The sequence below is a fragment of the Streptomyces sp. NPDC050433 genome (assembly GCF_044458565.1).
GTDB lineage: Bacteria > Actinomycetota > Actinomycetes > Streptomycetales > Streptomycetaceae > Streptomyces.
The window spans coordinates 56,478-69,717 of the sequence record NZ_JBITIB010000036.1; the positions used below are offsets into that span (position 1 = coordinate 56,478).

The following is a 13,240-nucleotide window of genomic DNA, read 5'->3' on the forward strand; positions in this document are numbered from 1 at the left end:
GGACCGAGTGAGACCCTGGGCTCGGTATGTCTACTTCCCTCGCCGACCTTCAGTCCCTGCTGGCCGAGGTCTCGCTGCGCGACTCGCAGCGCCTCGGCCGCCGTCTCGAAGGCGTCCGGCGCATCCGCAAGCCCGAAGCCCGGCAGGCCGTCCTCGACGAGATCGCGGCCGAGGCGGGCAAGTCGGCCGAGCGCGTGCGCGCCCGCGCGGCCCGGATGCCGACGATCACGTACCCCGAGCAACTGCCCGTCAGTCAGAAGAAGGACCTGATCCTCGAGGCGATACGCGACCACCAGGTCGTGATCGTCGCCGGTGAGACCGGGTCGGGCAAGACGACCCAGATCCCCAAGATGTGCATGGAGCTGGGCCGGGGCGTCCGGGGCATGATCGGGCACACGCAGCCGCGCCGGATCGCCGCCCGCACCGTGGCCGAGCGCGTCGCGGACGAGCTGCGGACCCCGCTCGGGGAGGCCGTCGGCTGGAAGGTCCGCTTCACCGACCAGGTGAACCAGGACGCGACGTTCGTGAAGATCATGACGGACGGCATCCTGCTCGCCGAGATCCAGTCGGACCGCGACCTGCGCGCGTACGACACGATCATCATCGACGAGGCCCATGAGCGCAGCCTCAACATCGACTTCCTGCTCGGCTATCTCGCCCAGCTCCTCCCCCGGCGCCCCGATCTGAAGGTCGTCATCACCTCGGCGACGATCGACCCGGAGCGCTTCTCCCGCCACTTCGGCGACGCGCCGATCGTGGAGGTCTCCGGCCGTACGTTCCCGGTCGAGGTCCGCTACCGGCCTCTCCTCGAGGACAGTGACGACAGCGCCGAGGGCGACCGCGACCAGATCACCGCGATCTGCGACGCCGTCGACGAACTCCAGTCGGAGGGGCCGGGCGACATCCTGGTCTTCCTCTCCGGCGAGCGCGAGATCCGCGACACCGCCGACGCGCTCGACAAGCGCAAGCTCCGGCACACCGAGGTGCTTCCCCTGTACGCGCGCCTCTCGCACGCCGAGCAGCACCGCGTCTTCCAGAGACCCGGCGGCGGCGCGACCCGCCGGATCGTGCTCGCGACCAACGTGGCGGAGACGTCGCTGACCGTACCGGGCATCAAGTACGTGATCGACCCCGGCACCGCCCGGATCTCCCGCTACTCCCACCGCACCAAGGTCCAGCGTCTGCCGATCGAGCGGATCTCGCAGGCCAGTGCCAATCAGCGCAAGGGCCGTTGCGGCCGTACGTCGGACGGCATCTGCATCCGGCTGTTCTCCGAGGACGACTTCGAGGCGCGGCCCGAGTTCACGGACGCCGAGATCCTGCGTACGAATCTGGCCTCGGTCATCCTCCAGATGACGTCGGCCGGTCTGGGCGAGATCGAGAAGTTCCCCTTCATCGACCCGCCGGACCATCGCAACATCCGCGACGGTGTCCAACTCCTCCAGGAACTGGGCGCGTTCGACGCCACACAGAAGGATCCGCGCAAGCAGCTCACCCAACTGGGGCGCAAGCTCTCGCAGTTGCCCGTCGACCCGCGCCTCGCGCGCATGGTCATCGAGGCGGAGCGCAACGGCTGCGTCCGCGAGGTGATGGTGATCGCCGCCGCGCTGTCCATCCAGGACCCGCGCGAGCGCCCGTCGGAGAAGCAGACCCAGGCCGACCAGCAGCACGCCCGATTCCGGGACGAGACCTCCGACTTCCTGGCCTTCCTGAACCTGTGGCGCTACCTCCGCGAGCAGCAGAAGGCGCGCGGCTCCTCGGCGTTCCGCCGGATGTGCAAGGCGGAGTATCTGAACTTCCTGCGGATCCGCGAGTGGCAGGACATCTACTCCCAACTGCGCACGGTCGCCAAGCAGATGGGCATCAAGGTCAACGAGCACGACGACGCTCCGGCCCCCGACCAGTCCGTGCACATCTCGCTGCTCTCCGGTCTGCTGTCGCACATCGGGCTCAAGGACGTCAAAGACGGCGCGAAGAACGAGTACGTGGGCGCCCGCAACGCGAAGTTCGCGGTCTTCCCCGGCTCGGCCCTCTTCAAGAAGCCGCCGCGCGTCATCATGTCGGCCGAGCTGGTGGAGACGTCCCGGCTCTGGGCGCGGGTCAACGCGAAGATCGACCCGGACTGGATCGAGCCGCTGGCCCAGCACCTGATCAAGCGCACGTACAGCGAGCCGCACTGGGAGAAGGACCAGGCGGCGGTGATGGCGTACGAGAAGGTGACGCTGTACGGCGTACCGATCGTCGAGCGGCGCAAGGTGAACTTCGGCCGGATCGACGCGGAGGCGTCGCGCGACCTGTTCATCCGCAACGCGCTCGTCGAGGGCGACTGGCGGACGCACCATCAGTTTTTCCATGACAATCGCAAACTTCTGGGCGAGGTCGAGGAGTTGGAGCACCGCGCCCGGCGCCGCGACATCCTCGTGGACGACGAGACGCTGTTCGACTTCTACGACGAGCGCGTGCCTGACCATGTGGTCTCCGGCGCGCACTTCGACTCGTGGTGGAAGCACAAGCGCAAGGAGGAGCCCGAACTCCTCGACTTCGAGCGCTCGATGCTCATCAACGAGGCGGCGGGCGCCGTCACGAAGGACGACTACCCGGACTCCTGGCGCCAGGGCCGGCTCAAGTTCCGGGTGACGTACCAGTTCGAGCCGGGGGCCGACGCGGACGGTGTCACGGTGCACGTACCGCTCCAGGTGCTCAACCAGATCACGCCCGAGGGCTTCGACTGGCAGATTCCGGGACTGCGCGAGGAGGTGGTGGTGGAGCTGATCCGCTCGCTGCCGAAGCCGATCCGCCGCCACTACGTCCCGGCGCCGAACTACGCGAAGAAGTTCCTGGAGGGCGCGGTGCCTCTTCAGGAAGCGCTGCCCGTGACGCTGGCGCGCGAGCTTCAGCGGATGGTCGGCGTACCCGTCACGGCGGACGACTTCGATCCGGGCCGGGTGCCCGACCACCTCAAGATCACCTTCCGGATCGTCGACGAGCGGCGCCGCAAGATCGCCGAGGACAAGGATCTGGAGGCGCTGCGGATCGCGCTCAAGCCCAAGGCCCGCAAGGCGCTCTCACAGGCCGCGGCGGCGGTGGCGGGGCCCACGGGCGAGTCCGTCGAACGCTCGGGCCTCACCGACTGGACGATCGGCACGCTCTCGCGCACCTTCGAGACCCGGCGGGCCGGTCAGCCGGTCAAGGCGTACCCGGCGCTGGTCGACCAGGGCGCGACCGTGGCCGTACGGCTCTACGACACGGAGGCCGAGCAGCAGCAGGCCATGTGGCAGGGGACGCGGCGGCTGATCCTGCTCAACATCCCGGTCAATCCGGCCAAGTTCGCCTCGGACACCCTCACCAACAAGCAGAAGCTGGCCCTGTCCCGGAACCCGCACGGCTCGATCCAGGCGCTGTTCGAGGACTGCGCTACGGCGGCGGCGGACCGGCTGATCGCCGAGTACGGGGGGCCCGCGTGGGACGAGGAGTCGTACCGCGCGCTGTACGAGAAGGTCCGCGCCGACCTGGTCGACATGACCGTGCGCACCATCGGCCAGGTCGAGCAGATCCTGGCGGCCTGGCAGGCCTGCGAGCGACGGCTGAAGTCCACGAACAGCCTGGTCCTGATCAACAACGTCCAGGACGTGAAGGACCAGTTGGCGGAGCTGATGCCGGCGGGCTTCGTGACCCGTACGGGGCTGCGCAGGCTGCCCGACCTGATGCGCTACCTGGTCGCGGCGGACCGCCGTCTCCAGCAGATGCCGACGAACGTCCAGCGCGACACCACGCGCATGGAGAAGGTCCTCGAGATGCGGGACGAGTACGCCTGGCTGCTCGAACAGCTCCCGCGCGGGCGGCCGGTGCCGCAGCAGGTGCTGGACATCCGCTGGATGATCGAGGAGCTGCGGGTGAGCTACTTCGCGCACGCGCTGGGCACGGCGCAGCCGGTGTCGGACAAGCGGATCGTGAAGGCGATCGACGCGGCGGTGCCGTAGGGCCTGTCTTCGCCGCGGGCGGGCGCGGCTCCGGTTCGACCGCACCCTCCGAGCTGCTGTACAGTCTGATTTCGCAGCCGCCGGTACGGAACGGATCGCACCGGGCCTGCGAATTCTGGTCCTGTGGAGCAGTTTGGAGTGCTCGCCACCCTGTCAAGGTGGAGGCCGCGGGTTCAAATCCCGTCAGGACCGCGTTGATGACGACACGGAGCCCGCATCCTTGAGGATGCGGGCTCCGTTGCTGTGCCCGAGGCCGCGCCCGCGGCGGAGCCGCGATCAGACACAGCAAATCCCGTCAGGACCGCCGCCCCACCAACCAGCCCGCATCCCTGAGGATGCGGGCTCCGTTGTTGTGTCCTGGGTTGACGGCTCCCCGTGGCGCGGGTAAGTCATCAAAAGGGGCTTTCCTGGCAGCCCAGGGCCCCGTCCTCCGGGGGGTGGCGCGCATGGCGGCATCAGTGGTGAAGCACGAGACCCGCGCGCTCCTGCGCGCCCATCTGGCCGCCGCGACGGGCTATCGGCATGTGACGCGTCACTGCGCGGTCTGCCATCGCCTCCAGCGGCTCGTCATGGACCCCGCCGTATCCACTCCCCCGGACTCCGGAGGGAGTTCGGCCAACACCTCCGCGTCGAACGCGCCGAACCGCACACCAGAAGAGGACAGCGACCTTCTTTAGGTGCTAGGACGGGAGATTGCAAGAGGTTCACTCTGTGACGGGTGTCACCGCTCGCATTTCCGGAGTGGCTGCGCTTACACCCCGCCTACAGCCCACGAATTTTATATGTGCAATTGCACGTCCCCACGAAGGCTCCCCCGCACCCCCCAACTCCCGCCCCACCGCACAAAAAAAGATCGCGCTGGACCCGGCGGAGTCCAGCGCGATCAAAGTGACTTGCCCCGCATTTGCGGGAGCGTGGGCCCTGTTGGGGCAGGTGCCCGTCGTGTGGTGCGTTGTCCAGCAATGCTGATCAATGTGGAGCTATGGGGCTGGACGACCGGATTGGGGACCCGGGTGTCCGGTTGGGGTTGGTTGGTTGTCAGCTGTGCCCTGACGAGGCTTTCAGGCCTCGCTGCGCTGCTGCGGAATACCCGCAAGCAGTGCGCGGACCTCTGCCTCGCGATACCGGCGATGTCCACCGAGCGTGCGGATGGACGTGAGCTTGCCGGCCTTTGCCCAGCGTGTGACCGTCTTCGGATCCACGCGGAACATCGTGGCAACCTCAGCCGGGGTCAGCAGCGGCTCGGCATCAGGGGTGCGAGCGGTCATGAGCGGCCTCCTCGGGAGAACCGAACCATCTCGGTTCTTTCCTCTAAATTCTGCACCTTGACCCACGTTGCCCGAAATGGCGGACGCGGGCCGAGTCGGTTATAGGACGAACGGCTTGTCCTCGGCACTACAACTACACCATCTGTCCAGCCTCGTCGGCCAAACCGATGGAATTGCCCTCTCAGGTGTTCATCAACGACGGAAGCCGATGGACCATGCCATAGCGGACAGTTACGCCGCAGTGACGATCAGTCACAGGAGCAATCAGGAGTCACCAGACCCCTCATAGTGCGCAATGCTAAGAAAATCCGCCCTTACGTGGACGGAAGGAGCCCTCTCCGGACTCCTTGTCCTATTTTGACACGAGGGTGGGTGATGGGCGCAAGAGCCCCGTTAGTGCGGTCCATCACGCTTGGGGCAAAGAATCCGGATCGGGGCCTACGTCCCCGGAGTGGAACAACTGCGCCCGGCGCGCCGCGCTCCGCCCGCTCCCCGCGCGCCTCCCCGCGCGCCCTCAGTTGGCGAACTGACGGTCCCTGACCGCCCGCCAGCGCTCCGCGAGCCGTTCGTACGCATCGCCCGCCGCCTCGCCGTCGCCGGCCCGCAGCGCGGCGATCCCGGCCGCCACGTCCGCCGCCGAACGGTCGTCGGCGAGCTGCGGACCGGTCAGGGCGTGCACCAGCCCGCCGTAGTCCAGCTCGACCAGCGAGCGGGGGTGGAATTCCTCCAGCCACCGGCCCACGTCTATGAGGCCCTCGATGAGCGGCCCCTCGTCGACCGACTCCCGCAGCGCCTTCAGCGCGCGGGCCAGCCGCCGCCGCGCCTGCACCATCGGGGTCCGGTAGCGCAGGGCGGGCGCCGTGGGGCCCTCCTCCTCGTACGCCCGGTACTCGCGCTCGTCGTCGGCGAAGAGCGTGAACCAGCGCACCGGCACCTGCCAGACCGCCGTCCTGATCCACGGCCGGGCGTCCGGATTGCGCTCGCGCCACTGTTCGAAGTCCGCGGCGGCCTGTTCGCGTACGACCGACGGCAGTACGGCTTCGAGCAGCGGCTTGGGCAGGCTGTCGCCCAGCGACTCCAGGGCCAGCCAGCCACGCAGCCGGGTGCGCCACGGGCAGACGCACACCACGCCGTCCACCTCCGTCACGAACGCGTCGGCGCTCTCGTGCACGGGCACCGGGACGGGCGGTGTGGGCAGCAAGTCGGCCAGGGAGCGCCGCAGTTCGTCCTGTGCGGTCGGCGTACGCTCCCGTGCGGCGTAACGCGCCCAGTGGCTTCTCTCCGGCTCCGGGAAGGCCGCCAGTGGCTCGTACACGCGCAGGTAGGAGGCGTAAGGGACGAGGAGTGAAGACACCGCTGGCATGGGGCGAATCGTCCCATGCCCGTACCGCCCGAGAGGGTGATCCTGAGCACTGCGTCGGATCTACGTCGCGGTAGGACTTACCCTCATGCCCAAACAGTCCCTCCCCACCCCCAGGAGGGCCTACTCACCGCTTCGTACTTGGGAGTCACCACCGTGACCGATGTGACCGGAGCCCCTGTCGCAACCGTCGACGTACTGAACACCCTGTTCCACTCCGAACTGGGTGGCCACGAGCAGGTCGTGCTCTGCCAGGACCGCGCCAGCGGACTCAAGGCAGTCATCGCCCTGCACTCCACCGCCCTGGGCCCCGCCCTGGGCGGTACTCGTTTCTACCCGTACGCCTCCGAGCAGGAAGCCGTCGCCGACGCGCTGAACCTGTCGCGGGGAATGTCGTACAAGAACGCCATGGCGGGTCTGGACCACGGCGGCGGCAAGGCCGTGATCATCGGTGACCCCGAGCAGATCAAGACCGAGCAACTGCTCCTGGCGTACGGCCGGTTCGTCGCCTCGCTCGGTGGCCGCTACGTCACGGCCTGCGATGTCGGTACGTACGTCGCGGACATGGACGTCGTCGCCCGCGAGTGCCGCTGGACCACCGGCCGCTCGCCCGAGAACGGCGGCGCCGGCGACTCCTCCGTACTGACCGCGTTCGGTGTCTTCCAGGGGATGCGCGCGAGCGCCCAGCACCTGTGGGGCGACCCGTCGCTGCGCGACCGGAAGGTCGGCATCGCCGGTGTCGGCAAGGTCGGACACCATCTGGTCGAGCATCTGCTCCGGGACGGCGCCTCCGTCGTGATCACGGACGTACGGGACGAGTCCGTGCTCCGGATCACCGACCGGCACCCCGAGGTCGCCGTGGCCGCCGACACCGACGCGCTGATCCGTACCGAGGGCCTGGACGTGTACGCGCCGTGCGCGCTGGGCGGGGCCCTGAACGACGACTCCGTGCCCGTACTGACCGCGAAGGTGGTGTGCGGGGCGGCCAACAACCAGCTCTCGCACCCCGGCGTCGAGAAGGATCTCGCCGATCGCGGCATCCTCTACGCGCCGGACTACGTGGTGAACGCGGGTGGCGTGATCCAGGTCGCCGACGAGCTGCACGGATTCGACTTCGAGCGGTGCAAGGCGAAGGCCTCGGAGATCTTCGACACCACGCTTTCAATATTCGCACGTGCGAAGGTCGACGGAATTCCGCCGGCCGCCGCGGCCGACCGGATCGCCGAGCAGCGCATCTCGGAGGCTCGCGCCCGCTGACGCTTCAAGGGGCGATCGGCCGGCCGCGAGCCACCGCGCGGCGCCGGGGAGACGAGACTCACCCCGGTCGGCGGGTCGCCCCTCAAGAAGAGGTTAAAATCGCAGCTGACCAGCGAGGACACCCGTTCTCGCCGGTCCGGTGCCGAGGCACGTCATGCGGGCGGCGTACCGTATGGCCGCGGAAGCAGGTACCGTTGAAGTCCTAAGGACGGGTCTCTCTGCCGAGAGCTCGTTCTGAAACATGAACGCGTGTCAAGACTCTGGGGCCGTGGAGCCCCGTCACCGAGGGGGTCGAGCCATGGGGCGCGGCCGGGCCAAGGCCAAGCAGACAAAGGTCGCCCGCCAGCTGAAGTACAACAGCGGCGGGACAGACCTGTCGCGTCTGGCCAATGAGCTGGGCGCATCGCCTTCGAGTCAACCGCCGAACGCTGAGCCGTTCGAGGATGACGACGAGGAAGATGACCCGTACGCACAGTACGCGGAGCTGTACAACGACGACGATGAGGACGATGAGTCCGGCCCGTCGTCACAGCGTCGCGGCGCTTGACGTACGTACACCTCAAAAAGAAATCACTCATGTGACCCGGTCCGGGCCCCCCGGACCGGGTTTCACCATGATCCCGGCGCCCCGCCGAAACCGGTCCTGAGCTACGCATAGTCCCCGGTCAGCGCCGCGCCCGTGGCGGCGGCGGTGCTCTGCCGGTCCACGATGCCGCCCGCCACCCAGGCGTCCACGCCCCGGTCCGCGAGGGTGGTGAGCGCCGTGTCCACCGACTCCTCGGGGACGACGGCGATCATGCCGACACCCATGTTGAGCGTCTTCTCCAGCTCCGTACGCTCCACCTGGCCCGCCGAGCCGATCAGGTCGAAAACCGCGCCGGGCGACCAGGTCGAACGGTCCACCGCCGCGTGCAGATGGTCCGGGACGACCCGCGCCAGGTTGTTGGCGAGACCGCCGCCGGTGATGTGGCTGAAAGCATGCACCTCGGTGGTCCTGGTCAGGGCCAGACAGTCCAGCGAGTAGATCTTGGTGGGCTCCAGCAGCTCCGCGCCGAGCGTGCGGCCGAACTCCTCGACCTCGCGCTCCAGCGACCAGCCGAGCCGGTCGAACACGACGTGCCGGACGAGCGAGTACCCGTTGGAGTGAAGCCCGGAGGACGCCATGGCGATCACGACGTCACCCGTACGGATACGATCCGCGCCCAGCAGCCGGTCCGCCTCGACCACGCCCGTACCGGCGCCGGCGACGTCGAAGTCGTCCTCGCCGAGGAGGCCGGGGTGCTCGGCGGTCTCGCCGCCGACGAGGGCGCAGCCGGCCAGCACACAGCCCTCGGCGATGCCCTTGACGATGGCGGCGACCCGCTCGGGGAAGACCTTGCCGACGCAGATGTAGTCGGTCATGAACAGCGGCTCGGCGCCACAGACCACCAGGTCGTCGACGACCATGCCCACGAGGTCGTGGCCGATCGTGTCGTAGACGCCCATCTTGCGGGCCAGGTCGACCTTCGTACCCACGCCGTCGGTGGCCGAGGCGAGCAGCGGGCGCTCGTACCGCTTGAGCGCGGAGGCGTCGAAGAGGCCGGCGAAGCCGCCGAGACCGCCGACGGTCTCGGGGCGCTGGGTCTTCTTCACCCACTCCTTCATCAGCTCGACGGCGCGGTCGCCGGCCTCGATGTCGACGCCCGCGGCGGCGTAGGAGGCACCGGAGGTTTCAGCTGGCATGGCGGGGAGCTTTCGTGTCAGTGCTGCGGGGGCTGGGGTCGGGGGCTGTGCGTCGGGCCGGGACGTGGCTGCGGGCCGCCGCGACCGGTGGGGAGGGTCGCGACGGGCCGTACGGGCACGTTCACGGGCGCTCATGGCCGCTGCTACGGCCGCCTGAGCGCGTCGGCGGCGTCGGCGCCGCCCGCCAGCTCGGTCTCCAGCAGCTGCTTGCCGAGGAGCTCCGGATCGGGCAGGTCCATCGGGTATTCGCCGTCGAAGCAGGCGCGGCAGAGGTTCGGCTTGGCGATGGTGGTCGCCTCGATCATGCCGTCGATGGAGATGTACGAGAGGGAGTCGGCGCCCAGGGACTTACCGATCTCCTCGATGGACATGCCGTTGGCGATCAGCTCGGCGCGGGTGGCGAAGTCGATGCCGAAGAAGCACGGCCACTTCACCGGCGGGGACGAGATCCGGATGTGCACCTCGGCGGCACCGGCCTCGCGGAGCATCTTGACGAGGGCGCGCTGCGTGTTGCCGCGGACGATCGAGTCGTCGACGACCACCAGGCGCTTGCCCCTGATGACCTCTTTAAGAGGGTTGAGCTTGAGACGGATGCCGAGCTGGCGGATGGTCTGTGAGGGCTGGATGAAGGTCCGGCCCACGTACGCGTTCTTGACCAGGCCCGAGCCGTACGGGATGCCGCTCGCCTCCGCGTAGCCGATCGCGGCGGGGGTGCCGGACTCGGGCGTCGCTATGACGAGATCGGCGTCGGCGGGCGCTTCCTCCGCGAGTTTGCGGCCCATCTCCACGCGGGAGAGGTAGACGTTCCGGCCGGCGATGTCGGTGTCGGGGCGGGCCAGATACACATACTCGAAGACACAGCCCTTGGGCTTCGCTTCAGCGAATCGTGAGGTGCGCAAGCCGTTCTCGTCGATGGCGACCAGCTCGCCGGGCTCGATCTCCCGGACGAAGGAGGCGCCGCAGATGTCCAGCGCGGCGCTCTCGGACGCCACGACCCAGCCGCGCTCCAGCCGACCGAGGACCAGCGGGCGGATGCCCTGCGGGTCCCGGGCCGCGTACAGGGTGTGCTCGTCCATGAAGACGAGCGAGAAGGCGCCCTTGGCGTTCCGAAGGACCTGCGGGGCGGCCTGTTCGACGGTGAGGGGCTTGCCGTCGTCGTCCGTCTGTCCGGCGAGGAGCGCCGTGATCAGATCGGTGTCGTTGGTGGCGGCGACGCGGGTCGTGCGGCCGTTCTCCTTGGGGAGGTCGGCGACCAGCTCGGCCAGCTCGGCCGTGTTGACCAGATTGCCGTTGTGGCCGAGCGCGATGGAGCCGTGGGCGGTGGCCCGGAAGGTCGGCTGCGCGTTCTCCCACACCGAGGCTCCGGTGGTGGAGTAGCGGGCGTGACCCACGGCGATATGGCCCTGGAGGGAGCCGAGGGAAGTTTCGTCGAAGACCTGTGAGACAAGGCCCATGTCCTTGAAGACAAGGATCTGGGATCCGTTGCTCACTGCGATGCCCGCGGACTCCTGTCCGCGGTGTTGCAGTGCATACAGTCCGAAATAGGTGAGCTTGGCGACCTCTTCACCGGGGGCCCAGACTCCGAAGACGCCGCAAGCGTCCTGAGGGCCCTTCTCGCCGGGGAGGAGGTCGTGGCTGAGTCGTCCATCACCACGAGGCACACCACCGAGTGTAGGCGAGATCGACCGCTGGTCCGAATGCGGTACGGAAGCCGGCCGTGCGGCGGACAGCGAAGCGGGCCGGCGGCATGTCGCCACCGGCCCACCCGGAGAGATCCCCGTTCACCAGGGAGAACTACTTCGCGGGGGTTCCCGCGCCGGCGCTGAGACCTTCGCCGTCGGCCGTCTTGAGGGTCAGCCCACGGTGGTGCACCTCATACGTCACCTTCCCCTTCAGCACCTTCAGAAGCTCCCGTTCCAGGGACATCCCCGGCTCCGGGCAGAGCTTCCTGGTGGCCTTGACCGGCCCGAAGGTGATCGTGGTGTCCGTGGTCTTGGCGGGCGCCGAGAACGTGTTGCAGCCCAGGTTGCCGCTCACGGTGCCGTCCTTGGCGAAGGTGAGCGTCGCCTTTCCGGTCTCGCCCTTCTTGTCCTTGGGCAGCGAGCTGGTCGTCCCGCCGGAGAGGAGGCCGGTGACGGCCCACGGGGTGCCCACGAGCGGGGCCGGCTTCTCGGCGGACAGGTCGATGGAGTCGCCGTCGGCGCCGGTGAGGGTGAGTTTCTTGTCCTCGACCTTGGCCTTCAGCTTGCCCGAGAAGGCGCCGCCGAGGGCCTTCTCGAAGGCCGCCAGCTCGTCCGGGCAGCCGATCAGCGTCGTCTGCTTCTCACCGACAGTGATCGTGTCACCGTCGATGGTGACCTGGGCGCCGATCGAGTTGCAGCCGGTTTGCGCGCTGGCCTTGCCCTTGGAGTCGATCTCCACGCTGGCCCCGGCGGGCGCCGCGGTCTTCTTGCCGTCGACGCTGAGGCTCTCGATGCTCCAGCGCACATCGGTCAGGGGCAGATCGGTCGCCACCTCGCTTCCGGCCTCGGCCGCCCCGTCGGACCCTCTGCCGGTGTCGGTGCCGCAGCCGGCGAGGGCGAGGAGGGCCAGAGTCGTGAGGGCGGTGACCGTGGTCACTGGCTGTTTCCGCATACCCGTGGGACGGGGCAGACCCGGGTCCGGTTCCGTGCGGTTGCCGGACGGTGCGGTCGGGCCGGGCCTCGTCAGCGCATGACCGGCAGCAGGGCGCCGAGGTCCGCGCGTTCGCCGCTGGCGCTGACCTGGGCCGATGCCAGGGCCTCGGGCCATGTCGTACGCCCCGTGGCGAGCCTCAGCCAGGTGAGCGGGTCCGTCTCGACGACGTTCGGCGGGGTGCCGCGGGTGTGCCGGGGCCCTTCCACGCACTGCACGACGGCGTACGGCGGGATCCGCACCTCCGTCGACGCCCCCGGCGCCTTGGCCGCGAGCGCGTCGGCGAGTAGCCGGGTGCAGGCGGCGAGGGCCTGCCGGTCCAAGGGGATGTCGAGCCCGGCAGCGCGGTTCAGGTCGTCGGTGTGGACGACGAGTTCCACGGCGCGGGTGACCAGGAAGTCGCCGAGGCGCATGGCCCCGACGCGGACGGCGAGCAGCCGGTCGGCCGGGGCGTCCTGCGGCAGCAGCGCCGTGATCCGGGCGGCCGTGCGCTCGAACAGCTCGGTGGGCTCGGCGGAGGCCGCGTACGCCTTGACGTCGTCCGAGATCGGGGTGGCCAGCGCGGCTGTCGCGAACGCCCACTCGGGCAGGCCCACCTCCACGGCGGGCGGCGCGGGGTTCTCCAGTGCGCGGCTGACGGTCTCGACGCCCATGCACAGATGCGCGGCCAGCTCGCGCACGGTCCAGTCGCCGAGGCCTGCGGGCCGGTCGAGCTGTTCGGGGGTGAGGGAGGCGACCGCTTCGCGCACGTGCGCGAACTGGGTGAGGACGGCGGTACGGGTCTTGGCGGAGTCGTAACCCCGTTGCTTGCGCTTCTTGGCCGGTGGCATGACCGGGAGGCTAGCGCGGTGGCCGCGGCGGGTTCACCGGGGCCGCCGTGGGTGCCGACCGGGGTGGGTACTAGTGCCGCGACCGGCAATGTTTGCCCTGAAGGAGCGTCGTCCGGTGCGTGCGATCGCAAGGCGGCCGGGAGTCCTCGT

10 protein-coding genes and 1 tRNA gene are annotated in these 13,240 nt (G+C 69.0%); 5 read left to right on the forward strand and 6 right to left on the reverse strand.

The window, feature by feature from the left end; translation table 11 throughout:
• Window positions 1-26: 26 nt before the first annotated feature.
• The 3 genes from hrpA (at window position 27) to ACIBLA_RS32770 (ending at window position 4,657) form a co-directional block, all read left to right on the forward strand.
• Window positions 27-3,980, forward strand: a complete 3,954-nt coding sequence (gene hrpA / locus ACIBLA_RS32760; protein WP_399200736.1) for an ATP-dependent RNA helicase HrpA — start codon at window positions 27-29, stop codon at window positions 3,978-3,980.
• Window positions 3,981-4,097: 117 nt separating this feature from the next.
• Window positions 4,098-4,172 (forward strand) — tRNA-Asp (locus ACIBLA_RS32765).
• A gap of 254 nt (window positions 4,173-4,426) precedes the next feature.
• Window positions 4,427-4,657: a DUF6274 family protein gene (locus ACIBLA_RS32770; protein WP_363245159.1), complete on the forward strand. Its 231-nt coding sequence runs from the start codon at window positions 4,427-4,429 to the stop codon at window positions 4,655-4,657.
• Between the two features lie 384 nt (window positions 4,658-5,041).
• On the opposite strand, the gene bldC is transcribed toward ACIBLA_RS32770, so the two are convergent.
• Both bldC and ACIBLA_RS32780 read right to left on the reverse strand, forming a co-directional pair.
• Window positions 5,042-5,248 carry a developmental transcriptional regulator BldC gene (gene bldC, locus ACIBLA_RS32775; protein ID WP_003949541.1) on the reverse strand — a complete coding sequence of 69 codons (207 nt, stop codon included), beginning with the start codon at window positions 5,246-5,248 and terminating at the stop codon, window positions 5,042-5,044.
• Window positions 5,249-5,762: 514 nt separating this feature from the next.
• The gene (locus ACIBLA_RS32780; protein WP_399200737.1) at window positions 5,763-6,611 is read right to left on the reverse strand and encodes a hypothetical protein; all 849 of its coding nucleotides are present in this window, start codon (window positions 6,609-6,611) and stop codon (window positions 5,763-5,765) included.
• Between the two features lie 153 nt (window positions 6,612-6,764).
• Between ACIBLA_RS32780 and ACIBLA_RS32785 the strand changes: the two genes are divergently transcribed.
• Together ACIBLA_RS32785 and ACIBLA_RS32790 are read left to right on the forward strand one after the other, a co-directional pair.
• Window positions 6,765-7,865, forward strand: coding sequence for a Glu/Leu/Phe/Val dehydrogenase dimerization domain-containing protein (locus ACIBLA_RS32785; protein ID WP_363245157.1), 1,101 nt, complete (start codon window positions 6,765-6,767; stop codon window positions 7,863-7,865).
• A gap of 298 nt (window positions 7,866-8,163) precedes the next feature.
• Window positions 8,164-8,412 carry a DUF3073 domain-containing protein gene (locus tag ACIBLA_RS32790; protein ID WP_356590688.1) on the forward strand — a complete coding sequence of 83 codons (249 nt, stop codon included), beginning with the start codon at window positions 8,164-8,166 and terminating at the stop codon, window positions 8,410-8,412.
• Between the two features lie 101 nt (window positions 8,413-8,513).
• On the opposite strand, the gene purM is transcribed toward ACIBLA_RS32790, so the two are convergent.
• The 4 genes from purM to ACIBLA_RS32810 form a co-directional block, all read right to left on the reverse strand.
• The gene (gene purM, locus ACIBLA_RS32795; RefSeq protein ID WP_399200738.1) at window positions 8,514-9,587 is read right to left on the reverse strand and encodes a phosphoribosylformylglycinamidine cyclo-ligase; all 1,074 of its coding nucleotides are present in this window, start codon (window positions 9,585-9,587) and stop codon (window positions 8,514-8,516) included.
• 143 nt (window positions 9,588-9,730) lie between these two features.
• Window positions 9,731-11,248: an amidophosphoribosyltransferase gene (gene purF, locus ACIBLA_RS32800; RefSeq protein ID WP_363245155.1), complete on the reverse strand. Its 1,518-nt coding sequence runs from the start codon at window positions 11,246-11,248 to the stop codon at window positions 9,731-9,733.
• Between the two features lie 133 nt (window positions 11,249-11,381).
• Window positions 11,382-12,206, reverse strand: a complete 825-nt coding sequence (locus ACIBLA_RS32805; RefSeq protein ID WP_399200739.1) for an META domain-containing protein — start codon at window positions 12,204-12,206, stop codon at window positions 11,382-11,384.
• 86 nt (window positions 12,207-12,292) lie between these two features.
• Complete coding sequence (locus ACIBLA_RS32810) at window positions 12,293-13,090, reverse strand: sterol carrier family protein (RefSeq protein WP_399200740.1); 798 nt, start codon at window positions 13,088-13,090, stop codon at window positions 12,293-12,295.
• Window positions 13,091-13,240: the final 150 nt, after the last annotated feature.

Bases quoted from the DNA above. Each gene is read 5' to 3' on its own strand.
- hrpA (WP_399200736.1), top strand. From the start codon at position 27: ATGTCTACTTCCCTCGCCGACCTTCAGTCCCTGCTGGCCGAGGTCTCG.
- ACIBLA_RS32770 (WP_363245159.1), top strand. From the start codon at position 4,427: ATGGCGGCATCAGTGGTGAAGCACGAGACCCGCGCGCTCCTGCGCGCC.
- bldC (WP_003949541.1), bottom strand. From the start codon at position 5,248: ATGACCGCTCGCACCCCTGATGCCGAGCCGCTGCTGACCCCGGCTGAG.
- ACIBLA_RS32780 (WP_399200737.1), bottom strand. From the start codon at position 6,611: ATGCCAGCGGTGTCTTCACTCCTCGTCCCTTACGCCTCCTACCTGCGC.
- ACIBLA_RS32790 (WP_356590688.1), top strand. From the start codon at position 8,164: ATGGGGCGCGGCCGGGCCAAGGCCAAGCAGACAAAGGTCGCCCGCCAG.
- purM (WP_399200738.1), bottom strand. From the start codon at position 9,587: ATGCCAGCTGAAACCTCCGGTGCCTCCTACGCCGCCGCGGGCGTCGAC.
- ACIBLA_RS32810 (WP_399200740.1), bottom strand. From the start codon at position 13,090: ATGCCACCGGCCAAGAAGCGCAAGCAACGGGGTTACGACTCCGCCAAG.